This window comes from Terriglobia bacterium, assembly GCA_020072645.1.
GTDB lineage: Bacteria > Acidobacteriota > Terriglobia > Terriglobales > Acidobacteriaceae > Angelobacter.
The window spans coordinates 194,217-219,133 of record JAIQGK010000002.1 but is presented as its reverse complement, the minus strand read 5'-3'; the positions used below and the strand labels follow the sequence as shown (position 1 = coordinate 219,133).

Annotated in this window: 24 protein-coding genes; 18 read left to right on the top strand and 6 right to left on the bottom strand. The window is 53.1% G+C overall.

Annotated features, from left to right (window positions below; genetic code table 11):
• Window position 1 precedes the first annotated feature (1 nt).
• The 6 genes from LAO76_03050 to LAO76_03025 are packed head-to-tail and all read left to right on the top strand — an operon-like array spanning window position 2 to window position 5,667.
• The gene (locus LAO76_03050; GenBank protein ID MBZ5489891.1) at window positions 2–1,081 is read left to right on the top strand and encodes a cyclic nucleotide-binding domain-containing protein; all 1,080 of its coding nucleotides are present in this window, start codon (window positions 2–4) and stop codon (window positions 1,079–1,081) included.
• A gap of 31 nt (window positions 1,082–1,112) precedes the next feature.
• Window positions 1,113–2,663: a hypothetical protein gene (locus LAO76_03045; protein MBZ5489890.1), complete on the top strand. Its 1,551-nt coding sequence runs from the start codon at window positions 1,113–1,115 to the stop codon at window positions 2,661–2,663.
• A 58-nt stretch (window positions 2,664–2,721) separates the two neighbouring features.
• Window positions 2,722–3,351, top strand: coding sequence for an SEC-C domain-containing protein (locus tag LAO76_03040; protein MBZ5489889.1), 630 nt, complete (start codon window positions 2,722–2,724; stop codon window positions 3,349–3,351).
• A gap of 30 nt (window positions 3,352–3,381) precedes the next feature.
• Window positions 3,382–3,993, top strand: coding sequence for a hypothetical protein (locus tag LAO76_03035; GenBank protein MBZ5489888.1), 612 nt, complete (start codon window positions 3,382–3,384; stop codon window positions 3,991–3,993).
• Between the two features lie 51 nt (window positions 3,994–4,044).
• Window positions 4,045–4,950, top strand: coding sequence for a nucleotide-binding protein (locus tag LAO76_03030; protein MBZ5489887.1), 906 nt, complete (start codon window positions 4,045–4,047; stop codon window positions 4,948–4,950).
• 9 nt (window positions 4,951–4,959) lie between these two features.
• Window positions 4,960–5,667 carry an adenylate/guanylate cyclase domain-containing protein gene (locus LAO76_03025; GenBank protein MBZ5489886.1) on the top strand — a complete coding sequence of 236 codons (708 nt, stop codon included), beginning with the start codon at window positions 4,960–4,962 and terminating at the stop codon, window positions 5,665–5,667.
• A gap of 262 nt (window positions 5,668–5,929) precedes the next feature.
• Here the strand turns inward: LAO76_03025 and LAO76_03020 are convergent, their stop codons facing one another.
• The 3 genes from LAO76_03020 to LAO76_03010 are packed head-to-tail and all read right to left on the bottom strand — an operon-like array spanning window position 5,930 to window position 11,696.
• Window positions 5,930–7,495: a restriction endonuclease subunit S gene (locus LAO76_03020; protein ID MBZ5489885.1), complete on the bottom strand. Its 1,566-nt coding sequence runs from the start codon at window positions 7,493–7,495 to the stop codon at window positions 5,930–5,932.
• Window positions 7,492–8,991, bottom strand: coding sequence for a type I restriction-modification system subunit M (locus LAO76_03015; GenBank protein MBZ5489884.1), 1,500 nt, complete (start codon window positions 8,989–8,991; stop codon window positions 7,492–7,494). Before LAO76_03015 ends, LAO76_03020 begins: the two co-directional genes overlap by 4 nt.
• On the bottom strand, window positions 8,988–11,696 hold the full coding sequence (locus LAO76_03010; protein ID MBZ5489883.1) for a DEAD/DEAH box helicase family protein: 2,709 nt from the start codon (window positions 11,694–11,696) through the stop codon (window positions 8,988–8,990). Before LAO76_03010 ends, LAO76_03015 begins: the two co-directional genes overlap by 4 nt.
• A gap of 235 nt (window positions 11,697–11,931) precedes the next feature.
• On the opposite strand from LAO76_03010, the gene LAO76_03005 reads away from it, so the two are divergent.
• From LAO76_03005 to LAO76_02990, 4 genes are all read left to right on the top strand, one after another.
• Window positions 11,932–12,429, top strand: a complete 498-nt coding sequence (locus LAO76_03005) for a gamma-glutamylcyclotransferase (protein ID MBZ5489882.1) — start codon at window positions 11,932–11,934, stop codon at window positions 12,427–12,429.
• Window positions 12,430–12,506: 77 nt separating this feature from the next.
• The gene (locus LAO76_03000; GenBank protein MBZ5489881.1) at window positions 12,507–13,283 is read left to right on the top strand and encodes a toll/interleukin-1 receptor domain-containing protein; all 777 of its coding nucleotides are present in this window, start codon (window positions 12,507–12,509) and stop codon (window positions 13,281–13,283) included.
• 407 nt (window positions 13,284–13,690) lie between these two features.
• Window positions 13,691–14,212, top strand: coding sequence for a hypothetical protein (locus LAO76_02995; GenBank protein ID MBZ5489880.1), 522 nt, complete (start codon window positions 13,691–13,693; stop codon window positions 14,210–14,212).
• A gap of 212 nt (window positions 14,213–14,424) precedes the next feature.
• Window positions 14,425–14,646 carry a hypothetical protein gene (locus LAO76_02990; protein MBZ5489879.1) on the top strand — a complete coding sequence of 74 codons (222 nt, stop codon included), beginning with the start codon at window positions 14,425–14,427 and terminating at the stop codon, window positions 14,644–14,646.
• Window positions 14,647–15,228: 582 nt separating this feature from the next.
• On the opposite strand, the gene LAO76_02985 is transcribed toward LAO76_02990, so the two are convergent.
• From LAO76_02985 to LAO76_02975, 3 genes are all read right to left on the bottom strand, one after another.
• Entirely contained in the window at window positions 15,229–15,417 is a 189-nt protein-coding gene (locus LAO76_02985; GenBank protein ID MBZ5489878.1) for a hypothetical protein, read from the bottom strand.
• 64 nt (window positions 15,418–15,481) lie between these two features.
• Window positions 15,482–15,862 (bottom strand): helix-turn-helix domain-containing protein, encoded by a 381-nt coding sequence (locus tag LAO76_02980; GenBank protein MBZ5489877.1) that lies wholly within the window; start codon window positions 15,860–15,862, stop codon window positions 15,482–15,484.
• Between the two features lie 473 nt (window positions 15,863–16,335).
• The gene (locus tag LAO76_02975) at window positions 16,336–16,584 is read right to left on the bottom strand and encodes a helix-turn-helix domain-containing protein (GenBank protein MBZ5489876.1); all 249 of its coding nucleotides are present in this window, start codon (window positions 16,582–16,584) and stop codon (window positions 16,336–16,338) included.
• 575 nt (window positions 16,585–17,159) lie between these two features.
• Between LAO76_02975 and LAO76_02970 the strand changes: the two genes are divergently transcribed.
• Genes LAO76_02970 through LAO76_02935 form a run of 8 tightly spaced genes read left to right on the top strand, consistent with a single transcriptional unit; the run spans window position 17,160 to window position 24,871 of the window.
• Window positions 17,160–17,438, top strand: a complete 279-nt coding sequence (locus LAO76_02970; GenBank protein ID MBZ5489875.1) for a TrbC/VirB2 family protein — start codon at window positions 17,160–17,162, stop codon at window positions 17,436–17,438.
• 7 nt (window positions 17,439–17,445) lie between these two features.
• The gene (locus LAO76_02965) at window positions 17,446–17,757 is read left to right on the top strand and encodes a VirB3 family type IV secretion system protein (GenBank protein ID MBZ5489874.1); all 312 of its coding nucleotides are present in this window, start codon (window positions 17,446–17,448) and stop codon (window positions 17,755–17,757) included.
• Entirely contained in the window at window positions 17,750–20,215 is a 2,466-nt protein-coding gene (locus tag LAO76_02960; protein MBZ5489873.1) for a hypothetical protein, read from the top strand. Before LAO76_02965 ends, LAO76_02960 begins: the two co-directional genes overlap by 8 nt.
• Window positions 20,216–20,221: 6 nt before the next feature.
• Window positions 20,222–21,007 carry a TrbG/VirB9 family P-type conjugative transfer protein gene (locus LAO76_02955; protein MBZ5489872.1) on the top strand — a complete coding sequence of 262 codons (786 nt, stop codon included), beginning with the start codon at window positions 20,222–20,224 and terminating at the stop codon, window positions 21,005–21,007.
• Window positions 21,008–21,010: 3 nt separating this feature from the next.
• On the top strand, window positions 21,011–22,426 hold the full coding sequence (locus LAO76_02950; protein MBZ5489871.1) for a hypothetical protein: 1,416 nt from the start codon (window positions 21,011–21,013) through the stop codon (window positions 22,424–22,426).
• Window positions 22,427–22,474: 48 nt separating this feature from the next.
• Window positions 22,475–23,209 (top strand): hypothetical protein, encoded by a 735-nt coding sequence (locus LAO76_02945; GenBank protein MBZ5489870.1) that lies wholly within the window; start codon window positions 22,475–22,477, stop codon window positions 23,207–23,209.
• Window positions 23,210–23,264: 55 nt separating this feature from the next.
• Window positions 23,265–24,125, top strand: a complete 861-nt coding sequence (locus tag LAO76_02940) for a type IV secretion system protein (GenBank protein MBZ5489869.1) — start codon at window positions 23,265–23,267, stop codon at window positions 24,123–24,125.
• Window positions 24,126–24,157: 32 nt separating this feature from the next.
• Window positions 24,158–24,871, top strand: a complete 714-nt coding sequence (locus tag LAO76_02935; protein MBZ5489868.1) for a type IV secretion system protein — start codon at window positions 24,158–24,160, stop codon at window positions 24,869–24,871.
• Window positions 24,872–24,917 lie beyond the last annotated feature (46 nt).

Genomic DNA, 24,917 nt, shown 5'->3' with positions numbered 1-24,917 from the left:
GATGGCGGCATGGGACAACACGAAGCTTGATCTCTCAAATATCCCTCTGTTCGAGGGTATAGCGGACACGACGATCATCCCCAACGTCGAAGACTGGATCTTTTTCTACAACGACGGGCAGAAAATCTGCGTACAAGGTGAGCTCGCGGACAGTATGCTCGTCATCCTGCGCGGTGAGGTTCGGATTCTTTCTCAGGACACGTTTCTAGTGACACGGCGTGCCACCGATGTTGTAGGGGAGCAAGGCTTCCTCGCTCCGGGTGCTCGCCGGACAGCCGATGCGGTTGCTTGTGGAACGGTGGAAGTTCTCCGCATCCCCTACGCAGAAATTAGGCGGCTGCAGGCCACCAGTCACCAGTTCACGCGCAACCTCTTGGCGATCGTGTCGGCGAAACTCGCTGACGCTACGTCGGAACGCGCATTTCGATACCGAAATGAGCACAGGCTGATTTCTGCTTTCAACTCACATCTTGCTCCGAACATTACCGCACGGCTCCTGGGCTCAGGAGATGATTACGGTAACCCCCGGCTAATTCAAGGCATTGTTCTGTTTGCGGACATTCGCGGTTTTACGACGACGAGCCTAGCCCTGCCACCGGATGCACTGGCAAGTCAGCTTGGGGAATACCTCGATGAGATGGTCAAAATCCTCCTCGACCATCACGCGTATGTGGACAAGTTCATCGGCGATGCAGTGATGGGCGTTTGGGGGTTTCCTTTTGATGTTGATAATCAGGCGTCCGAGGCGCTCGCTTGCGCGACGCAGATGGTGGACCGCGCTGCGAAGAAGACAATCGGCAATAACCCAGTCAAGATCGGCGTTGGTCTGAGTTCAGGGAAGATCTTCTGTGGAAATGTCGGCAGCGACTTGAAGAGACAATTTACCGTTCTCGGCCCTCCCGTAAATCTCGCAGCACGGTGCGAAAGCGCATGCAAAGAACTGAATGCTTCAGTTGTCCTATCGGCAGACGTCTACGAACACCTGGCGGCGACCGAAAGGACCCAATTGCGTGCTCATTCCAATGTGCCGCTCAAAGGAATCGGCGAGGTCTGTCTTTACAGCATGGAGAACGGGCAATGAACAAAAAAACTGTAATACAAGGGAGAACAAGATGAGTTGGAACCATGACATAAGTCTCGACCGAGTCCAGAGCCACCTGAACGACATGGGTGAAATCGAAGTCGAAAAGCTCGTACGCGATGCCGACCTGCACAGTCTCCTCTCTGAGACCTGCTGCCGGGATATTTATGGCGCGCACGTCTATATTGATGTTCCCAACTTCGCGGATCTAGCGACTATGGCAGCGGAGGGCGAGGAATATCGCCGGGTGATTCAGGCGCTGCATATCTACGAGCGCGAGGTGGCTCGGATCGTTGAGGGGCAAGATATCTTCGACGGGGTCCGCATACATTTTCAGGGTGCAAAGCTGCACGCACTTTTCTTCCGACCGATCGATAATTCCGCTGAGATCGCGGCGCGCGCCGTACTGCTACAAATGGTTCTGCGATACTTTGTTCGCTGCGTGTTCAACCCGGAGTTCCCAAAGTTGCCCAACCTGTCTGTTTCCGGCGGCGGCGACATTGGATACGCTATCGGAACAAAAAACGGTCATCGAGGCGACCGCGAGTTGCTGTTTCTCGGAGCGCCGGCCAACTACGCCGCCAAGATTCTCACAGGGACGGACGGCATTCGCGTCACGAAGACGATTTACGAAGCCCTACCCGATACCCTGCAGCCTTACTTTACAGAAGTCGAAGACAGTCGGCTCAGCGTAACGGTCTACGAGATGGGTGCCGTTTCAACGGAGGAAATGGATGCGCTCCTCGTGGAGCACGGTATCAACTGGGATCGCACGGCGAGTCTTCAGCGGCTGAAGGATGACAAGGCAATGTACCCGCTCAACCAGATCGAATACAGTGACGCAGAGGTGTTGATTGATATCGATGCACTCGGCATCACCAATAACAAGCGGGTCTTGGCAGCCTCCGTCTTCGGTGACGTATCCGGCTTTACCGCGTACATCGACAAAGCGGTCGGCGAGAACAGTGGGAAGACGGCCCTGAGAGTATTGCACGCGATTCGGAAAGAGATGGCTTCAATTGTTAAGCACGATTTTTCCGGGCTAAGGGTCCAATTTCAGGGTGACCGTGTCCAGGCGCTGTTTCATCTGCCTCAAGGAGATGAAAAGCGCATTGTCGCCCGAGCTGTCGACACTGCTGTCGCACTTCATTCTGCTATGGAACTCGTTATCAAGACGCTACTCCCGGAGGCGAAGGATCTCGGCATGGCCGTCGGCAGTTCGATCGGGACGACGCTCGTATCAAAACTTGGAACCCGAGGACACCGGGATCGCATCTGCATCGGAGAAGCAGTCGAAGATGCGGCAACCTTTCAGGAGAGCAGCGCAGGAGGAGAGATCGCAATCCCGTCGCATTTTCATAAGCATCTGGAGGAGGAACTCCAAAAGTTCTTCCTCTGGAACGGCGACCGGCGTCTCTATGTCGCGACGAATCTGACCCAAGATAAAGTCGAACGAGCAGGCAAAGTTGCTCTCTTCAAGCAGACGGTTCATGTCGCAACCGGACTCGGCGGCGCTCGGGTCACCAGTCAACCGAGTGTGGGGAGCCGCTCCTTTGTACCATCGTCGTCATTTGCTGAGTAAGCCAAAGCCGTGGTTCGAGCGCGATGGACGAAGCCTTCTACGCGAGGAGCAGGCACTGGTGTCAGAACACTACCCCGGCCTCGCGTTTCGGGCCGATGCGAAGAGCGAACGGATGTGCTTAGAGGGTGACTTCATCCTCAAGGCCGACTGCGGGATTTCCACCTCAATCTATATCCGGATCGACTTCCCATCCAACTATCCTGAAGGTGAACCCACGGCATATGATGCTGCTGGACGATTTGCCCCATCCCTAGATCGCCACATTCTCAAAGACGGCCAATTCTGTCTTTGGCTTCCTCCATGCTCTCCTTGGTCAAAGGACAATCCGTGTAGATTGCTGCGGTTCCTCGATGAAGTGACAGTGTTTTTGGAGCGCCAGCTCGTTTACGACGCGATTAACGGACAGCAGTGGCCGGGACCACAGTTCAAACACGGCGTCGACGGTTATGACGAGTTCATGTTGTTAATACTTGGGGGGAACGAAGAACACCTTCGTTGCTTGTTCCCCGTAATCGTCGGTCGCATACACGCCGGACGCAATGAGTTGTGTCCTTGTGGAAGCAAACTGAAATATAAGCGCTGTCATGCTGATCGAGTCGAGGAGATTACTCGCCGCATCGGTCGCAATAGACTCCAGTTTCTTTATGGGAAATCCGTATCGGAGGATGCCACCACCACGAAGTTGTAAACTTTCCCTTGTCATCCGATGGGAGACCAAATGTTAGATCCACGCACGATTTATGAGCAGCACACCGTTTCATGCGTTGCCTTGATCGTTGACATCAATGGCTCCGAGAAGTTAATCGATGCCGGTGAGGATGGTCTCACGGGACAGTTCTTTAGGGACCTCTTGAATGGCGGTATTCAAGCCGTTGAGAGATGCAATGGTTCTGTAATTAACTTCACGGGCGACGGTTTCATCGCCGTACTTCCGACGGAGACTGATGCGGCCCACGCTTGCTGGGACATTGCCCGGGATCTTCGAAAGACCAGAGAGTACCTTAAAGACTGCCTGACAGATTGCCCCGAGTCCTGGCCCCAACTGGATGTCGGGGTCGGGCTTAAAATTGCCATCGAGGGTGGCCAGCTCGAAGTTAGCAGTATTTCCTCGGCATTTCTTGGAGTACAACCGTTTCTGGTAGGCCCGCCGACTGTCTATGCTTCGAGGATTTCAGCATTTGGCAAGGGGGACCGCTGTGTCATCGGCCCGAGAGCGGCAGCCAACTGGCCGTACGCTGGTCTGGAAGGACCCTTCGAAGGTGAAGTGAAGCATAAGGGCTTGAAGTATCAATATTATTCTTACGATCTTAGCGATTTATGGGGCGAATAGCGACAGCGTGACGAAACGAGCAAATAACTAGCGGTGTTTGGAGTGGAACGAATGATAGAGCGTTTTCAAGGCGAGCACAGACGGCAAAATCTGATTGAAGCGCTTCGCGATCAGAAGATCATAGCTGGGAATGCGACCTTGGCCGAGCGGATTGCAAGCATGGGTTCTCTCATAGAAGTGAGTCCTGGAACGACGATCATCGAACAAGGCGCAGAAGACAACGACGTCTATCTGATCATCGCGGGCGCATTCGATATTCTAGTCAACGGACGCAAAGTAGCGCGTCGGTTCGCCAACGACCATGTCGGCGAGATGGCAGCCATACAACCGTCGCAGCGGCGCTCCGCCACTAACATTGCAAGCGAGCCATCTGTTTTGTGCAAGCTGACAGAGCCGCAACTCAGTGAGCTTGGTCGAGATTTTCCCGATATTTGGCGCTTAATTGCGAAGGAGCTTGCTCGTCGGCTGGAGCAACGCAATGCGCATGTTACCGCCACCCATGACAAGATTCGTATTTTCATTATCTCGTCCGTGGAGGCACTCGAGATTGCCCGTACAATTCAGAATGCGTTTGAATACGACTTCACGGTTGTCGTTTGGACTGATGGCGTCTTCCGGGCTTCCTGGTATCCAATCGAGAGCCTGGAGCGACAGCTGGATCAGTCCGACTTTGCGATAGCGGTCGCGCAGCCGGACGACATCACGTTGAGCCGTGGAGGTTCGTCTCCTACAGCGCGCGACAACGTCATCTTCGAGTTGGGGCTGTTCATCGGTCGCATCGGTAGACAGCGCTCCTTCCTGGTCGAGCCTCGGGGTGAGGAAGTAAAACTGCCGACAGATCTTTCCGGGATCACGGCTCTTTCGTACAAATATGACCCCGAGAATCTTGCGTCTGCAGTCGGGCCGGCATGCAATCGCATCCGGGCCATCATTAAAGACCTCGGCCCCAACAACTGATCGACACCTATGCCACTCAAAGACGATCTCGAGAAGGAAGTAGCGACCATATTCAAGGCTGCTTGGGACACGCGGGATGGTACGGTCGTCCCGTCGGACGATTCTCTAAAGCTCGGTAATGACGCCGTACAATTAGATGCTACGGTGTTGTATGCAGACCTAGCGGATTCAACCAACTTGGTCGACAGTCATATCGGTAGTTTTGCTGCAGAAATATACAAAAGTTTCTTGCATTGCGCAGCAAAGATCATTCGGTCGGAAGGCGGAGCCATCACTGCTTACGACGGTGATCGCATTATGGCAGTCTATACCGGCAACACAAAAAATACGTCCGCTGTTCGTACTGCTCTGAAGATCAATCATGCGGCGACGTACATCATCAATCCAGCAATGCAGTCACAGTATAGTAACGAGACATACCGCCTTCAACATGTCACAGGAATCGACACCAGCAACCTTTTTATTGCCAGAACTGGTGTGCGGGGCGCGAATGATGTGGTGTGGGTAGGGAGAGCGGCAAATTATGCCGCGAAACTTGCAACGCTTCCTGAAACATACCGAACTTACATAACTGCTGAGGTCCATGACAAACTGAACAATCAAGTGAAGATTTGGACCGACGGGCGACAGATGTGGGAGGCTGTTCGGTGGAATAACTTCGACAACAGAATCATTTATCGTTCAAATTGGTGGTGGAACGTTGACTATGTGCGCTGAAGAATGCGTACGATCCGCGCGGAGCATCGAGAGTGCTTTTGTGGGTAATATTCAAATTGCAAATCGCAACGTAAGCGTCAGCCTATGGCCGCATGGACAATAGCAGGGCTGAATGGACATCCTAACCGTGAGGCACGAGATGCCTCCGGGAGGGACGACCGTTTTAATAGCTGGCCAATTTTAGTACCGGTTAAGCCCTGAGGATGTGTCCCCAAGCACATCACAAAGCGCTTGCAAACGGTTGGCATCGAGTTTTGGAATCTTAGCCATGTGATGATGAACCCACACGCCATCTTATGCGGGTTCTAGCGCGCCTTGCTTCGTCTTTGCTGCTTCCAGTCTTGATTTTCTCCAACAGCATCGACGCGGGCTCATACTCCCGACCTTCTCGCCGAGCAAGCTCCGCTTCAATTGGTACGAGTTCCCCTCGGAGTGCCTTCGCGAGAATCGCTTGGGTTAATCTTTCTGCCCGGAATGATACTGTGGCCACCCTCTTTTCGATTGCGTCCGCCAATTTGAATAGAGCTTCAACGCGGCGAACGATTTCTTGCTGCTCTTCGACTGGGGGCAAGGGAACCTCCAAGTTGCGCACCTTCTCGCCATTAAGGGCAGGTTGATTTCCGCCGCGACCTACTGCACGAGTTCTCTCGTACTCGCTCAGCGCCCAAAGCCAGACATACTCGGAATTGACGGTTCCCGGCTCAACTATCAAACCTGCTGCGTTCTGGTTGGTGCAGGCCTCAATTTCCAGGATTGCAGCTTGCCCACGCGTTTTCCCTTCCCCAATCATCGCGATCAACACCGTTCCCCTCGGGTAGAGTTTTGCATTGCTCTTTTCGAGCCCGAGATCAGAAATGGTCTCGTTTGTCTTACGGATTCGACAGTTTGCAACTTCTCCGGAACTCACCCACGCAATATCACCGCCCCAATATGCAGCAACTTTCCGAGATGGAGTTCCTCCGAGAGAAACTGTGGCGATTTGATCGACCCTGCACCATTCCCACATCTCTGGGATATCCCACCGATTGACCTCGTCATCACCGTCCGAGGACTCTTGCCGCCCGCGTGCGTCTCTGCTCTTTTGGCCTTTACGGCTAAGAACGATACGTTTTAATAACGACGACGCAGGTTCCACATCCGGATGTTCTCGTCTCCACTCCACTGTCAACTTCCCGGAACACGCCGCCGCAAGCACAGCTTCGCGAAGGTGCTTCAGAATCTTTGGAAGTTTATGCAGGCGATTGCGCACCAACCGGGTGTTGTTAACGAGTTGGTTGAGTTTCTGAATAATCCGTTCTTGCTCTGGCAAAGGTGGTACTGGGATGCTTGTTTCCTCGAGGAAATCAACCGGTACACGCTTTTGCCCGACCGAGCCAGTCATTTCGTTTTCGGCAGATCGTCGAAAAGAATCCTGACGGATGAAATGGTACAGATAATCAGGCAGAATGGCTCCGTTCGACCGAAACACGTGGAACTCGGTCGAACCGAATCCAAGACCGTTTTCTAGGCCCCGCGCAACGGCAGCTTTACCGTTTTCCATGCATGGCGTGATTTTCGCCATGAGGACATCGTTATCTCTGAATGCGGTGTACCCCTTCCGCACTTTCACAAATGGACGCTTCTCCGCCTTGGTAATCGCACCTAAATCAGCGTCTACGGCTGGCATGGGCACAAACGAAACGTCTGCCCCGGGAGGGAGTGCGTTGGCTGCAGGCTTTGGCGGGTTGAGCTCGCAAACCTCCGGAAGCAGAGCTAAAACCCACCCTTCCGGCAACTCCGTTTCGGGTGTCTCAACTTCTGTTCTGACTTGTTGGGCTGTGGTGCTCATGCCTTCTTGCCTGCCGCGGCGGGTTCGGCCGCCTTACCATTCCCGTTGTCATTCGAATCGAGCATCATCAAAATCGAGTTCAACTCTTCGACTGCACCTTCGAGTTCCGCAATCGCGTCCGTCGCCAGTTCCTGCGGTTCGATATCGGGATCAAATTCGCCAAGCGACTCATCCTTCAGCCACTTGAGCCCGTCAATTTTGTAGTCGCGCACCTTCACTTCCGCTATTGTGAAGGGTCTCCAGCGATCTTCCTTCGAGTCGCTCGCCTTGCGCTTCGCCAGACCGTTCGGATCGCTCCCGAAGCATTTCTCGAATTCCGCAAAATGTTCCGGCGTGAGCGGGCGGTCCTTCTTCGTGATCCGCGGTACATTGCTGCGCGCGTCGTAGACCCAGACAGTCTCCGTCGGCGCTCCCTTAGTAAAGAAAATTACGTTCGTTTTCGTGCCAGGGCTATAAGGACTAAACGTTCCATTCGGGAGTCGCAAGACCGTGTGCAAAACGCAATCCTGCATTAGGATCTCGAACACTTCTCCCGCCTGATCCACGAACAAACAATTATCGGGCACCACGACTGCCGCTCGGCCACCCGGCTTCAAAATAGTGAGGACGTGTTGCAAGAAGTTGAGCTGCTTGTTCGATGTCTCGATCGTGAAATCATCTCGGTCCGGGGCCTGATTCGCACCTTTTGTGCCAAATGGGGGATTTGTCAGTACCACATCGAACCGCTGCGAGTCGGGGACCTCGTAAATGGAGTCCCCACCCTTAATGACAGGTTCCAGACCGTGGAGATACAGATTCATGAGCGCGAGGCGCTTCGGCCGTGCGACGAGCTCCTGCCCGTAATACGTAGTCTTACGAATCCTCTTGGCAAGATCCCGGTCAAGGGCGCCGTCCTTGGTCGCGCTCATGAACCATTCGTAGGCCGATACCAAGAACCCGCCGCTCCCGCAGGCAGGGTCACAAATCGTAAATTCCTTATATGCTCTCGGATCGGGCTTCACACACCGAACGATAGATTGGATGAGGATGCGCGGTGTAAAGTATTGTCCCGCACCCTTCTTGCCTTCGCTCGCGGCCTTCTCCAGAAGCCCTTCGAAGGCAGCCGCTTTCACATCCACGCCGAGCTCGGTCCATTCCGTCTCGTCAATGACGCCGATGAGCGCTCTAAGGTTCACGGGATTGTTGAACCGCGAGAGCGCCCCAGCGAAAATGCCACCAAGCAGGCCCTTCTGTTTGCCTAACGCCTGAAGCACCGCAACATAATGATCGGTGAGCGCCGTGCCGGCTTGTGCTTCAAGAGCGGGCCAGGAGCAATCAAAAACCACGTCTCTGCCGTTGCCGGCTACGTACTTGGTTTCGCTGAGATCGATTCCACGCTCATCGGCCATCTTCAGAAACAGAAGATACGTGAGCTGTTCAATATAATCGCCATAGTCAATCCCGTCATGGCGCAGGGTGTGACAAAACCCCCAAAGTTTCCCGACAATGTCGCTCATATTGCTACCGCCTTATTAAATGAATGAATAAGCTGCGGCAGTTCGCCGAAGAAGACTCCGTTGGCTTTCTTCCAGCCGCCGAAACGAGCGAAGATCGGGAGGATCTCAAAGTCCTCTTGGTCGATGGACAAGTTTTCAGTCAAGTGCGCCTTAATCCGCTCCAACCATTGCTGTTGTTCCGGCATGAATTTCCGTCCGCAACTTACTGTCGCAAACGCCCGTTCGACCCGCTCGCTTGCAGTTAGCAAGGGGTTTTGCTTGTCGGCAGCATGTTTCACCATCGAGATGATATCGGCGAGCGCTTTGTGATACTGGATCTCATGAACTTTTTGCAGGTTCTCGACAGTGAAACGTTGAGGTGCTGCCTTCAGCTTATTTCTTAACTCCGCAAGCGCTGCCGCACCCCAGTCCGCGGGACTCTTCTGCAATATTCGTATTGCCTCGATATGCTCAGGATTTTCCTCGACAAATCTTGCGAACGCTTGCAGATAATCCCCCGGCTTGTACTCTTTCCCATCCGCTCCGCGGACCAACCACTCCGAAGTGACTTGATCCTTCGTGTCATAGGCGATGACAAACGTCCTTTTCGCCCGAGGATATTCGACAAGTAGTTTCTGGAATGCTGCATCCCGCAAAAGGCCTATAGTTCCGGTAAAGTCCTGTCTCAGGCTTTTAGGCAAGTTCTTGGCATACCCACCGAGATCCCCGCTCTGGACGTAGGCCGCAAAAAGGTCCCGTGCCTCGCCTGACATTTCTTTGTCGATCCGTTGCAAGCGCTTGACGAGACACCGCACGTTGTAGTCGCGGTCGCGATTCTGCCAAATATCCTCGATGACCTCCGAGATTGTCCGCGCCTCTTTCTCCAAGGGCTCTGCGGTAATATCCGTCGCGTTCCTGAAATACTCAAGCAGTGTTCCGCCGAAGCAATCAAAGACAGTGAAGTGCGACTTGTCTGGAAATTTGTCGCCTTTACGGGTTCCGCGTCCGAGCATCTGCTCAAAGAGAATGCGCGACTTCACCGGCCTCAAGAAGACGATACACTCAAGGTCGGGGATGTCCACACCAGTCGAAAGCATGTCGACAGTAACCACGACTACGGGCAGCGGCCGGTTGCGAAATTCCCGGATGCGCTGTAGTGGGCGGTCCACTGTCTTGGAGCCCGTGATCTTTTGCACGAATGAATCACCGCGGCCGAATACGTCGCGGGCAATGTCGACGAGCTGATCTGCGTGAGAGGTGTGGGGAAGATCATTGGCGGCGAAAATGAGGATCTTCGGGATTCTACCGTAACGTGTTTCATGTTCGAGCGCGCACTTCTTCACTTCTTCCAGAATTTTCCGATTTGAGTCGGGTGAGGTGACCTTCTCTTCGATTTCCGTGGTGTCAAACTGGCGCTCGTCCTCAAGTAGGTCGAGCTGCTTCGCGCCTGTCTCAGAATTGACGATGCCGACTTCTTCCCCTTCCTTAAGGAAAATACCTTTCATGCGAACCTCAGACGAGATCGCAACCACGTCGTAATCGACGAGGAAACCCTCGCGCACAGCGCGTTCGTATTCATAGCGAAATACTACATCCTTGAAATAAGACGTGGTGTGCGACGCGGGTGTTGCGGTAAGCCCGATCTTGATCGCATCGAAGTGTTCCAAGGTTTGTCGCCAGATGGCTACTTGCGTTGCCGTATATCCGCGATGGCATTCGTCTGCAATGATTAGGTCGAAAGCATGAATCGGGATATTCTCGACCTGTTCGGCATCTTCTTCCGGGACCTCGTCTTTGTCTCCGAGAACTGTTTCGCGTCCAAAAAGATTGATCGCCATTCGCTGGATGGTTGACACATACACGAAGGCATCTCCGGGCTTCGGGGACACCAGATAAGAATTGGGCAAGACGGTTGGATCGAACTTCTCTTCTTCGCCAAAGTCCTCACGCTGGAATTTCTGACTGTATACCTGATAGATCTTGTTGAACTTCAGCCCCGGCTCTGGCTCAAAGGATGCGAACGTTCGTACCGCCTGGGCGGCGAGCGCTCTCCTGTCTACTAAAAAGAGAATGCGCTTGGCCACACCCGACTTCATAAGGCGGTAGATTTCGTTCACCGTCATGAAGGTCTTGCCGGTGCCAGTGGCCATCGCTACGAGCATTTGGCGCTTGCGCGCCTCGATTGCCTTCTCTATCTCGCGGTTGGCATCGATCTGGTACGGTCGCGCGACAATCCGTGGATGATCGTTGGGCATCGCACGGAGTTTCACCGTGGCTCCTTCGAGGTCCCGTGCCAAAAACTCCGCGAGCGCGTCCGGGGTATGGAATTTCGCGATCTGGCGTGAGCGGCTTGATTCACTTCGGACATCGTGGTACCAAATTACTTCGCCGTTAGTTGAAAAGAGGAACGGCACGTGGTACCCGCAAAAATCGAACGGGCTAACGATTAGCCCCCTTGAGTAACGCTCGGCCTGCGTAAGTACGTTTTGCGGGCCCAGACTCAGCTTCTTCGCTTCGACGACTCCGAGGATTCCGCCGTCGGCGCAGAGGGCATAGTCGGCTGGCCCATTCTCGGTGGGGTACTCCTCGATTGCACATCGGTTGAGGTTTGTGAGTGGTCTTGACGGATCGAAAGGAACCACTCGCCAGCCAGCGGCCTTTAGCTTGCTGTCAATCAATGACTTGCGAGTGACGTGCTCCGATTTGCCCGGTGGCGTTTTGAACATTTCCTCGGGACTCATGCAGGGAGTTTTGGGAGAGATAATAGCAGGAATTCGGCTAAATACCTATAAGCTCTTGCATTTACAGGCAGTTACTATCGTATCCTTAATTCCCGATTTGAGTAAAAACCGTCCTCTTGCGTCCAAATCCTGCTTCCATAATAGATTTGCAAACCCACAAACTGCTTGACCCAGCGCACATAACTGCTACTTTTTAAGAGGCACCCTCAAGGAGAACATTTTGTTGTATTTTGCCTACGGCTCGAACATGTGCACCGGCCGGCTCCGGCGCCGAGTACCCAGTGCTTCCCCATTGCGAATCGCCCGTTTGACTGGTCACCTTTTCGACTTTCATAAGCGCAGCTCAGATGACTCGGGCAAAGGAAATGCACTAGAGACCGGTAGCCCTGCAGACGTTGTCTGGGGAGTGATTTTCGAGATTGACTCGCAAGAGAAGCCCATATTGGATGATGCAGAAGGGCTTGGGCACGGATATCAAGAAGTTCAAGTGAGAGTAAACGATGAGGCCGGCAATCAGCATCAGGTTTCGATGTATGTCGCTGCCTCAGACAGCTTCGATGATTCCCTGCGTCCATACTCTTGGTATAAAAGATTCGTAGTGGAAGGCGCGCGCCAACACAGGGTGCCAGTGGACTATATAGCCCGCATAGAGGCGATGCCGGACAGTGAAGACCCAAATCGGAATCGAGACACTCGAAATCGACGAATCGTCTGTTGAGGAATTCTTGCCTAAGAACAATAACTTAATGACAAGAGAGATTATCCAAAGGGCTATTTCCGAGAATTAAGTTAAATATGAAACACGACGTATTCATTTCACACGCGAGCGAAGACAAGGAGGCTTTTGTTGATCCTCTCGCAAATGCACTCGCGAAAGCTGGAGTGAAGGTCTGGTACGACAAATTTGCGCTGGCATGGGGAGATACCCTGCGAGGCACGATCGACCGCGGTCTGGCAAGCTGTCGTTATGGCATTGTCGTGCTCTCGCCAGCCTTCCTGAAACGAAAGAAATGGACGGAGCACGAATTAGACGGTTTGTTTGCGCGTGAGCAATCTGGCGAAAAAGTCGTTTTGCCAATCTGGCACAACATCAAGAGAGAAGACTTAATCGATTATGGTCCCTCCTTCGCCGACCGGCTTGCGAAGAACTCAGCTGCGGATTCAATAGATGACATTGTTCGTGATCTCAAGCACCTCCTTGCGAGTACAGACCAGCCTAGTGCTAATGAGGTCCCGGCGGTCAACAAGGATTGGCAGGAAGACGTCGAAGCCTACGCAGCCTTAGTGATACAAGTCGGAGGAGTAGGCTCTCGCCTGGTTACAAAAACCGCGTGGTTAATGACAGGTGAGCACGCATACCTCGATAGTGATCGCTTTGTCCTTGTCGGCTTCAATGGCGGGGGCGATCTTATGAGCCTTTCTGCCAGGGACGGGTATGAAATAGTTGGTTGCAGCAGTCCAAGCGGGAATGAGATCCACGATGAAGACTACCCTCATTGGAGGCGTATTATTCTTGAAGACAAACTTAAGAATGAGTTAATGATCCATTGTGAAAGGCGGGCTACCGCCTAGTCGAATACGAAAATGAAGCTGATTTAGAAGCAGCCACTATCCAAGTACAGGGTTCGCTCTTTGGACAAGACCGGTATTACTTGGACATCAAGAAGAAGATTGGAGCGAAGGCCCCGACGGATAAGGTCATCGGGCTGCAGAAGAGGTCCGCGTCGCCTGTCGCCAGCCGCGCGCAGGAAGATTTCTGAGGCGCACAAGCAGCGTTGGGCAAAACGGAAAGGAAAAAGTTAAAGATATGGTCCAGATTTACTGTTTTTTAACCGCCTCTGGCTTTCGCGCAGAACCTGGGATAACATATACATGAATTTTATGAATTACAAGCCCAGGTGTAAGGAGAAAGGCATTTCCAAAATTCCTTACGGTTCTCAAATATTGTCCGCTAGTCGAGCTTGGTGAAAGCGCACACGATGACCACCACGACAAAGAAGCGGATTGTCAGGCCTAACCTTGGCGGTTCATTGAGGCCACGGGCTGAGGCTCCGCGACGGCATTTCCTCTATCTCGACGTGACGAAAGAGGAACAGAAGAAAATTCACGATTACTGCCAGCAAAAGAAGATTAGCGTAAGCCAGTTTCTCGCCGACCTTGTACTCAAGGATGCCACTAAATCCAAGCCCAAGCGTAAAGAGAAAGTTACGATCCGAGCGGAATTTGAAGTAACTCCCGAGGAGCAGGAGAAACTGGAATTGCTTCTCAGATTGCATCAAAAAGGTTCGATTGGCCAGTTCGTTAGCGAACTCATCCGGCCCAGTCTGGAAGTCCAAAAATTGCACGCGCCCGTGGAAACGACGCCTCTTCGCTATTACTTGTCAGAAGAAGAACACGAGATCGTCACCAAGCACATGGCAGGCAAAGGAATAGCGGCCCGAAATTATGGGGCCTTACTTGCCGTTAAGGCTATTGAAAAAGTCCAAAAGAAAGGGAAATAGTCCACCCGTCTAGGGACGGGTTTCGGCGCAACTTTCTTCCAACAAGCCGTTCCGCAGGCTTCGCGCAGCGGTCCCCATTGCTTACAGCATAGCAACGTTTCTTTCTTGACATGGACTGTATATTTATTGATATTATGTTCATGTAGTCAATTGCCTGCTGTCAATGTGCGTGGCAGCCATGTAGGCCCAGGTAACGGGTGGGCTGGAATTAAATGAAAGTTGCAAGCGACAGGATCGATCTCTACCGCAGCCTTTATTGGGCGAACCAGGGACTTCTTAATGCTGTCCACGCCCTGCACAAAGCAGAAACTCCCGTCTCATCCATCTCAGCAAAACAGCTCAATCATGAACTACGCCGTACTCAAGCCATCATCGAAGAGACTCGGGAGGTGATGAACCACATTTTGCACGAATGGATTGAGCGCAAAGAATGATTTCCGGTCAGTCGATTGAACGGCTACATCGCAAGGGTACTCATTCGCTTGAGAACCAATCGCTGGTGAGCATCTTCGATGTTTTGAGAGTGCCGAAATCATGTAGTTTGGCATTCAATCTGACCCGCTGACAACCCGCGCCCCTTAGCAGTACTCGGGGGCGCGGCTTTTTTAGGTCCACATTTGTAATTGGATTGCATCCAGGGCTGCGCGATCTACCAGGGATCTTAAGTGGAACCGAACACAATGCAACACGGTCGGCTCACAGGAGACAACCTAAAGAAAACTGCGCCTGGGCTCTATGTTGATGACCGAGGGGCCGAATATTTTTACTTGACGGATATGTTCGTGTGCGTATCGCAGCGAATGCTGAAAAATCCTGAACTGTACACGCCCGGTTTCATCGTAGACGTACTTGATGAACTTCGAGAGTCCCTCCATGTCTTGCGGATGGAGTTGATGGATTGATTCATGAATGTTGTGGAAATATACCGAACGTGTTGGCTGCATGCTAAGGACCTACTCTTCAGGCACTCGTTATTTTCCCCCGGAGAGACCTATCCCTCAATCAGCCGACTAATTCTATTGCTTTCTGACCGGCTCGATTCCAGGCAAAATCTCGCTGTGCCGATCGAGAGCGTGCCGCACCCATTGCACCACCGTGTCGAAAACTTCGGAACAGTCGGCGCATTGAAAGGCGTAGGTGCCCTCCATTTTCATCAATTCATTTAGACTCGGGCCATTACCAATCGGGAAGACATCTTCGGGCATTTTGAATCCACCTTTGAAATTGTGATTTCGTAACGATTAGAGCCCAACAGTATTCAGGGTCGTATTAGCTCTTCTCTGCTGTCTTGTCCAGCCCTTGTCCATTAGTAACACCATCAATGACTGCGGCAGCTTCCAAATGCTGGGCCTTCCGCCGCAGAGCGTTGTGGACGGCACTATTGCCGCTACCGTGTCCGTTTCGGTTCAGCACCGGACGCTTTTGAGGCCGCTTTTGATCGCGGGCCTGGACTACAGGAAGCTTCTTCTTTCGCAGCCAATCAGCTATGTCCTGCGGATCGAGCCGAACGGACCTGCCGACGTAAAAAGCCGGCAATGTGCCGTCCGCCACCATTTCATAAATATGCTTGTCGGAAACCCCCAGGACTTCTGCGACTTCTTGAACGGTAAGAGCTTCTCCCCGACTCTCCAGTATCTGTATCAGTGTCATAAACGTCTCACGCTTGCCGGATCCCCACTCGCCCCGAAATGACTGGCATGAAGGGGCTACAAAACGATAGACGCACAGAGACCACCCAAAGTCGTTGAAGCTCGATCGAAATGCGCACTCTTGCGCACAAATGGCCACAAATGTCACAGGAGAAAACATAGCCAATCGGCGACTGAGCAGGCCACAATCAACGCTCCGGCAACGATTGCGGCCAATTAGCTGTTCTCGGAGTTGAGGCAAAACCATTGCTTGTTGCCGTCCAGCAAAAGCTCCGTCAATCTTCAACCAAGAAAAAACAGGCGCTCAGTGCTATTTTGGTGAATAAAGTTAAACCGCTGTCTGCTTAATTTGATTGCACTCTGCCGCCAGCAGCCTGCCTTTCCATCCAAAGGTTTAAACTAGCTGGATCCATAATGTAGCCCTTATTGTCTTGGGGTTTTGATTGCTTAGGTTGATGCGTCATAACTATCGTTTCATGGCTGTTCCTGGGCACTTCCACTGCGATTTGGCCGCTTTCCATTGCCATTAAACCGCCGCTCCAGCCAGACCTTTAGCTTGCAAGGACAAAACATGATGTGTCCGCCTTCAACCCTTGACCAGCCATCAATTTTGTTTTGACGGACAAGCCTGTATAGATGCCTGACGGAGTATCCGAGAAATGCGGCCGTCTCGGCCATGGTCCAGGCACGCTCTGCATGATCGAGTTTGTCGTATGGGTTCATTGTTGTGACATCTGTGGCCAAACGTGCGCAAGAGTGCGCAGGAGTGCGCATTTTGCTTTGGCACCAGAAACCTCCTTCTACCTGTGGCGTCTGATGTTGTAGACACCGCAGCTAGCCGCGCAACTCGGCGACTCTGACGAAGACGGAAAGGAGAAAACAAACTAGCGAGTTTTGGCGATCTGGCTGCGGTGTTGAGAGCAGGGATCGCTAACAGAAGCTTTGGGAAGCTGGGGATCGAGACCAGGGAGCCCGACTGCATAGTTAGCAACACCTTGGAACATAGGACGCATTGAGAGAACGTTTGTATTCAACTTTTTTGCCGTAGTTCTGATATTGCCACAGGCGTCCGATCTCAAGCCTATGGCCGAAGTTAAGGACAAATACCAGGAATACTTCAAGGAAAGGTCAATGAGAAGGCAATGCTCAATGCGAATAACATCTGAAAACCAAAATCACTATAGCTTTATAAAACAATTCGGGCAGCCTTAACGGGACGACCCGACAGCACTTGGACAGCCCGAGTCATTAGAAACGTAAAGAACGATAGCAACCAGCGAGAAAAGGGAGTTTAGAACATGAACGCTATCCAGTCACTATCCCACAGTGCCAGCGCAACACTCTATCTGCTTTTATACCAAGCCGGCGTGCCTGGCCAGGGCCTGCTCGACTCCATCGCGCAATTCATCACAGGCCCCTTTGGCAAGGCCATAACCCTCATTGCCATCGTGCTTTGTGGCGTCAGCTATATGTACGGCAAGCAAAGCGACAACGCAAATATCGGAAGGCTAGCCATTGGCGCCGCCCTGATCGTCGGCGCTGCCAATATCTTTGCCTACATTCAACAAGCAGGGTGAAGCAACCATGGCCGAGATCACGGGGCGGAGCAATCCGGTTTACAAGACGCTGAATAAGCCGCTGACCATCATGGGTGTAGAGCGGACCCTGTTCGCCACAGCCCTGTTTACAGGCGGAGGCTTTCAAGTTCTTTTCAGCAGTTTTCTTGGCGCTATCGTGATCTTCGCCATCCTGCTTATGCTGGCCCGGATCGCAACCCGCCGCGACCCCAAAATGCTGGTGTTTGTCATTCAGGCGATGTCACGCACCTTCCGGGCGGAATACGACCCTGTGAAATACACCCTGACAACCGTAAGGAGAATTCCGAGCCGTGCTTAACATCCGCAAACTTGTCAAGAATTACCGTGAGACTGGCGCACTCGCCGAGCAATGCGGCGTTTTCAGCTTCATCAACGACTGGTGCTTTATCACGAAAAGTGGGGCCATTGGCACGGTCATCGAGGTTGAAGGGATTGATTATGAATGCCTGGATCAGCGAACGCTCGATACCACGACGAAACGCTTGGAAGCCGCTTTCAGACTGTGCGGGCCGGAATTCCGCGTTTACCAGTATCTTTTCAAGTCCCATTTTCACCCCGACCGGCCTCCTGCCTACAGCAATCCAGTCGTCGAGAGGGTTGAGGTTGAACGCTCCCGCTATTTCGCTGAGAAGTCCGAGGAGATGTTTTCCGTCCGGATCTATTACGTGCTGCTCTACCAGAGCACCTCCCACGCCGCCAAGATGACACCCACGAAAGCCGCGGGAAGTTTCTTCAGCCACGGCCTTACCGCTGGCTCACGGAATCTCAAATCTCTGTTCAGCGCGAGGAAGGAAATCCTTCTCATCGAGGACGAAATCGAGCAGGCCACAACCGTCCTGCTGCGCCAAGCCAACAGCCTCGTTTCCTTTCTGTCCGATCTAGTGGAGATCAAGGTCGTGAACAAGAAAGACGCTTTTGGAATGTTGCTCAGAATCTTTAATGTTGATCCCGAGAAGCAAGCCCAGCGGCTCAAGTTCGACGTGATGACGGACAAATACCTGGTTAACTCGCCGCTCGAATCCCATACGGACCACCTGACAATAGACGGCTATCACACGCGCGTCCTAACGCTTCGCGAAGAACCGAGCGAGAGCCGGCCAATCGTTTTGCAGCAGTTGCTCCGAATCCCTGCAACCTATCACATCGTTACAGAATGGCGTGCTGTCGAAGCGAGCGAGGCCGTCCATTACATCGAGTCCATGCGAACCCATTTTCACAAAACCAAATCATCCTTGAGCGTATCAAGCGGCGGGGACCGACTGAAGGACGAAACCAAGGTTGAATTTGTCGATGATCTCAATGAGTGCCTGAAAGAGGTGCAGAAGCGCGGCAACTACTTCGGCAAATTCTCGCTTACCGTGGTCATTTATGACCCCCACCGGGCCAAAGTTGAAAAAGCAGTATCGGATTTCAGCAAGGCATTCGCCACGGTCGGCGCATCACTATATTCCGAGACATACAATCAGCTATCGGCATTTTTCGCCACCTGCCCGGGAAACTCCCATTTCAATTTCCGCCAGCTCTACATTACGAACAACAACTATGCCGATTGGTCGTTTCTGTTTACGCTCCACGAGGGCCATCGCTGGAACACCTTTCTCAATCGTGAGGCGCTGGCCCTCGTGGAGACCACGGACGGAACCCCCTTTTACCTAAACCTGCATCAGCGCATTCAGGACGGCAACGGCTCAACCAGCGACGACGTAGCCCACACGTTTCTTACCGGGCGCACTGGAAGCGGGAAATCATTCTTTGCGAACTTCCTGACGCTGGCTTTACAGAAGTACGATCCCCGTACTTTCATCTTTGATCTGGGCGGCAGCTACGAAAAGCTGACCCGCCTCCTGGGAGGCTCGTATCTCAAGATCGGGGCGGAGAATCGCGATTACCAAATCAACCCGTTCAGCCTCGAACCCACCGCTGCTAATCTGGAATTCCTGTTCTCGCTCGTTCAGGTGCTCATTGCGGGAAGCGATGGCTATCAAACCACAACCGACGACGACCGCAACATTTTCCAGGCCATCGAGACGCTGTATGTATTAGACCGCGACATCCGGCGCTTGAAGACTCTCGCCGGCACACTGCCCCGGCATCTGGCCGACCGCCTGCACAAATGGACGGAGGGTGGGCAGTATGGGCATCTCTTTGACAACGTAAGAGACACACTCACCCTGTCCACGCTACAATGCTTCGACTTTCAGGGCATGGATGAATATCCTCAGCTCATCCAGGCGTTGCTTTTTTATGTTCTTCACCGCGCCAGCGCCGTCATCTATGACCCTGCGATCCGCCCGACTCTCAAGATTTTCATTCTGGATGAAGCATGGAAATTCTTCACCGTGCCAGTCATCCGCAACTATCTGATCAAGGCTGCGAAGACCTGGCGCAAGCATAACGGTGTCCTCATCATGGCGACGCAATCACCGGAGGACCTGAAGGAATCAAACCTGCTTCCGCTGCTCGATTCCTTTCCTACCAAGATCTTCCTCGCTAATGCCGATGCTGATTTTGACTTTTACACCCAGAAATTCCACCTCAACCCGCGCGAGGTGGAGCTGATCCAGACCCTCATTCCCAAGCGCGAGGGACTTGTTAAGACATCCACAATGGGCAAAAAGTTTGTCCTCAACGTGGACCACAAGAGCTATTGGCTTTACACCAATTCTCCAAAAGACAACGAGCGCTTCGCTGCTGTTGTCCAGGAGCACGGTTTTGAACACGGCCTAGAAATCTTAGGCAGCACTCATAGGAGTTGAATCATTATGCAACGACTACTTCGCTTTACTGCTCTCATTGCAATCTCTCTCAGCGCCGTCTTTGCGACAGCCCAGACCCAGGATTTGAGCCGTGCCGCGGCTGAGGCCCGCACGATTAAATATGCGGCCAAGGACATTGTTCGCATCACAGCCCGGCCGCACTTTACCACCCTGATCCTGCTGCCGCCGCAGGAACGCATCCTCGATTTTGTTATCGGAGACAAAGATGCCTGGGTGCTCGAAGGAACGCAAAACTTCGCCTATCTCAAGCCCACGAAAACAGGGCTTGAAACTAGCATGAATCTCATCACTGCTTCAGGAAACATCTATACCTTTTATTGCACAAGCACGGAAGGCGCGCAGGCCGACCTCAAGATTTTCGTCGAACCCACGGACGAAAAATTGCTGACTGCGGCCAGCGGAGCGCCGCGCCTTGTGCCCGCATCCGATGTGGACCAGTTCCGGGAAGCTGCCGCTCTTCAAATCAAAGCCGCGCAGGACCAGAGCAATCGCTTTCGCACCGAGTACCCGCTCCATGCGCTGAAATTCGATTACAAATTCAGGCAAGACAAAAAGCCTTTTCGTATATCGGCCATCTACCACGACGACCGGCTTACCTACATTCACTCGACTGCAACGGAAAAGCCGACTTTTTACGAGATCAAGGACGGCCAGCCAACGCTTGTGAATTACACCCTCGAAGATGGCGTGTACGTAATCGACCACGTTGTTGACAAAGGCTACCTCTCGATTGGCAAGCATAAGAGCACATTTGAGAGGCAGGGAGAGTGACCAATGTCCACCACACTGCAAACAATGCCACCAAAGCCCGAGCCCGAAGGGCCGGAGCTTTCCACTGCTGCCGCCCCCGTCAACAACAAGCGGATTGCCGCCACTGGCGTTATCCCGAAACGGATGCAGTCATGGATCTTTCTCGCAGTGCTTCTGGTTACGGCTGTAGGACTTTGGTTTTCCTCTGGTTCCACGAAAGCAGCCAAGCCAAAACCCGGCACGGTTGCGGCGCCAGGAGATCAGGTTAAACCGCCCGTTGGCGGACTCTCCCCGGAAGAGGTACAGACGCGCCTAAAAGAGAGCGAGCAGGCCAGCCGAAATGTGGCAGCCAATCAGCATTCCAGTCCACCGCAAGCTAGCGATGCGCAATTCAAAGCCGCCTTCGGCGATTCTAACCAGCCATCCACTGCCACCCAGAACGCTCTCCAAAACCCGGCGACCCGCGATCCCATTCAGGAGGATGAACGCAAGCGGGAATACACCGGACGCTTTGCTTCTAACATCGCGTTGTCCTATCGTTCCGATCCACATGCCGGAGCTGCCAGCAACCAATCACCTGCCAGTCAACTCTCGCGGATGACGAATTCCAGCGAGTTACCGGCAGAATCCGCCCTGCAACCGGGCCTTCCCGCTCTGCCAGCAGATTTCCAGCAACAACTTGATTTGCTCCAGGCGCAACAAGAAAAACTCCTGTCCCAACAGCAACAACAACTGGCTGCGGCTACAGGCACTCCCCAAGGTTCCGCCCCGCAAGCCCAAACACCGGGGCAGAGTGCTCCCGCCGCAACTCGCCGCAATCCCAACCTAAATCAGGCTACGGGCAAAGATCACGTCATTTTTGAGGGGACGGTGCTCGAATCAGTGCTTGTGAATCGCCTCAATGGCGACTTCGCCGGCCCGGTCATCTGTCAGATTTCTACTGACGTTTATTCCCACGACCATGCCGAGTTGCTGATCCCGTCTGGAAGCCGAATTCTGGGAGAAACAAAGAAGGTCAACGATGTCGGACAGGAACGGCTGGCCGTCATCTTCCATCGGCTCATCATGCCGGATGGCTATGCTGTGGACCTGGACCAGGCCCCCGGTCTCAATCAGATCGGGGAGACCGCACTACGCGACAAAGTTAACAATCATTATTTCAAGATCTTCGGCGCTTCTATCGCAATCGGAGCGATCGCCGGGCTCTCGACCATTGGGACAAACAACAGCGCCGTAACCGGCCTGCCTACGTCCAATGCCAGCGCTTACCGCGAAGGTGTAGCCGGAAGCCTGTCGCAGTCGTCTCTCAGAATCCTCGACAAATTCTTGAACATTCCGCCAACCATCACCATCCACGAGGGCCACCGCGTGAGAGTTTTTCTTACCCAGGATTTGCTGCTGCCCGCGTACAGCAATCACAGGATGCCCTCGGATTTGTAAAGGAGAAGTTCGCCAGTTTTATCAGATTCAAAGGAGAAGAAACACGTTATGAAAAAGCTAATTTCAGTCGCAATTTTATTGCTCGCCACCACCATACCGGGTACAGCCCAGATTGCTGTCCTTGACGTGGCCAGCGTCAGGCAGCAAGTGCAACAGCTTTTGCAAATGCAAAAAGAGTTAGTGCAGCTTCAGCAGATGTATGCCCTCTATCAACAGCAATTCAATTTGCTGAATGCCGAGGCGCAATCCCTCAAGGGCCTGCCCAATCGCTACCGCTACACCTTTGCCAACTGGCAGCAGTTTGTCGCTGGTAACCAGTACGGCAATACGAACAATTGGGCCAGCGGCATCACCACGGGCGACGCGAACTCGATCCAAACAGGATTCCGGAACCTGTTGCCGACGATCCAGCCCGTTGATGTCACAGCCACCCCGCAGGCGCAACAGGACTGGCGGCAACAATACGGCCTCATGCAATTGCAGGATGCCAGCCTCATGACCGGAATGAAGACCATCGGCGATCTCCGCAACAACATGCAGCAGAACACACGAATGTTAGCGCAGCTTGAAGCCGATGCTGCTTCCAGCGATCCGAATTTGCAATCGGCCAAGGCCCTCCAGCAGAAGACGCTTGTCGCCTTGTTGCTCATGATTCACACGCTCCAGGACACGAACCGGGCGCTTGCGTCTTCCATTGATTTAGAGGTGCAGACGCTTGCTCAACAGCGATGGGAGAGAGGACGAGAATTGAACGCTACAGCCAGAGACCGCCAAGGGCGCTAATTGCGGCGACTGTCAATTCACGTGAGTACGAACCGTCCTAAAAGGAGACGGAACGATGGACCCGACATTACTCAACAACTTCCTGGCCTCACTGCGCGACACCATCTTTAATGTGCTCACCGAACACGGCACTCCGTTTGCGCAACTCGGCCTTAATATCTTCCGCACAATCACGATTGTCATGATTGTCATTGCGGGGAGCCGCATCGCGTTCTCTGACCACCACTCTCTACATAAGCTCCGCACACTCGCGGGATTGATTCTGACCGTGTGGATCATGTTGACGCTTTACACCCGATCCAGTCCGCTTCTAGGTGGCTATTCGTTTTCCGAGGCAATTCCAAGAACCGCATTCGGCATGGCTGATCTAGTCGGCACCACGACGCAGCAGCAGATGCTGGCCAAACTTGACCAAATCACCAACGGCATTTCCGGCATGAGTTCGTTCTCATTCCTGCATGCCCGCGACTTCATCACTTACCTCATCATCACCCTTCTTATCGCCCTATTGGAACTGGCCATGTTTATTGTCATCGGCTTCGGTTATCTCGCTCTTGGGGCGGTGCTCGTCATTGGCCCCATCCTTATTCCTTTCATGATCGTGCCGAAGCTCGATTTCCTGTTCTGGAGTTGGCTTAAAGCGCTTATCAAATACAGCTTCTATCCCGTAGTCGGCAACATAGTCCTGCTCGGAATTTGCCAGATCATGCTTTCCACCCTAAACGTCACCTTCCCACTTGCGGGCCAGATCGCCTTCAACATTGTCCAACTCCCTATCTTGATCATAGTGTTCGCCGCGGGACTCTATGCCATCTTCAAAATTCCCAGCTTGGTCGCGGACATCTTCAGCGGCGCGGCCAATGCCGGAAGCGGAGTACACGCAGCGATCACCGCTGCCGTCATGAAGGCGCTCTGACGGCGCCCCGTAAAAAGGAGAACGAATACGCCATGAATCCATCTTCAACCCGCAAACCAGAGTTGCCGACCATCCCGGCAAAATCCGATGCCGAATTCCAGGCAGGCAAACGGCTCTATGCCGAACAGTGGGGGAATGCGGTGGTGACCAATACATACCTCAAGATCACCATCCTGGCGCTAAGCCTGCTGTGCGCCGGCTCACTCTATATCGCCTATGCCACAGTCAAAAAGATTGACAGCTTTCATACGCGCTACATCCGCATCGACGCCATCGGGCGGGCCGAAGCCATCAGATACGATGACCTCAGTTACAAGCCGCAGGAAAAGGAGATCAAGTATTTCCTGACCGAGTTTTCCCGCCTGTATTACGGCCGCAACAAGCTGACGATTCGCGACGACTTCCGTCGCGCCCTGCTGTTCATGGACACGCAGCTTGCTAATAACGTCCTGGCTGCCTGGACCAAAGACAAGACAATCGACAATTTCCTCACCGGCACAGCCCCGAATCAGGAGGTAAGAGTCAACCGTATTGACATCGAAGACCTGCGGACCGCGCCTTACAAGGCTACCGTGGAGTATGAATTGATCTACAAATCGCCCCTTGATGGCAGCGTGATCAAACGTTCTCAATACACCGCCCACTTTGTTTTCGCTTTTCGCGACAACGTGAGCAATGACCTCATACAAATCAACCCGCTTGGTCTCGCCATTTCCTATTTCCGGGAAGACGAGGCCCTGAATTGAGCCCGCGCAAAGGAGTACCGCAATCATGCCGCAACCGCAGCTTACG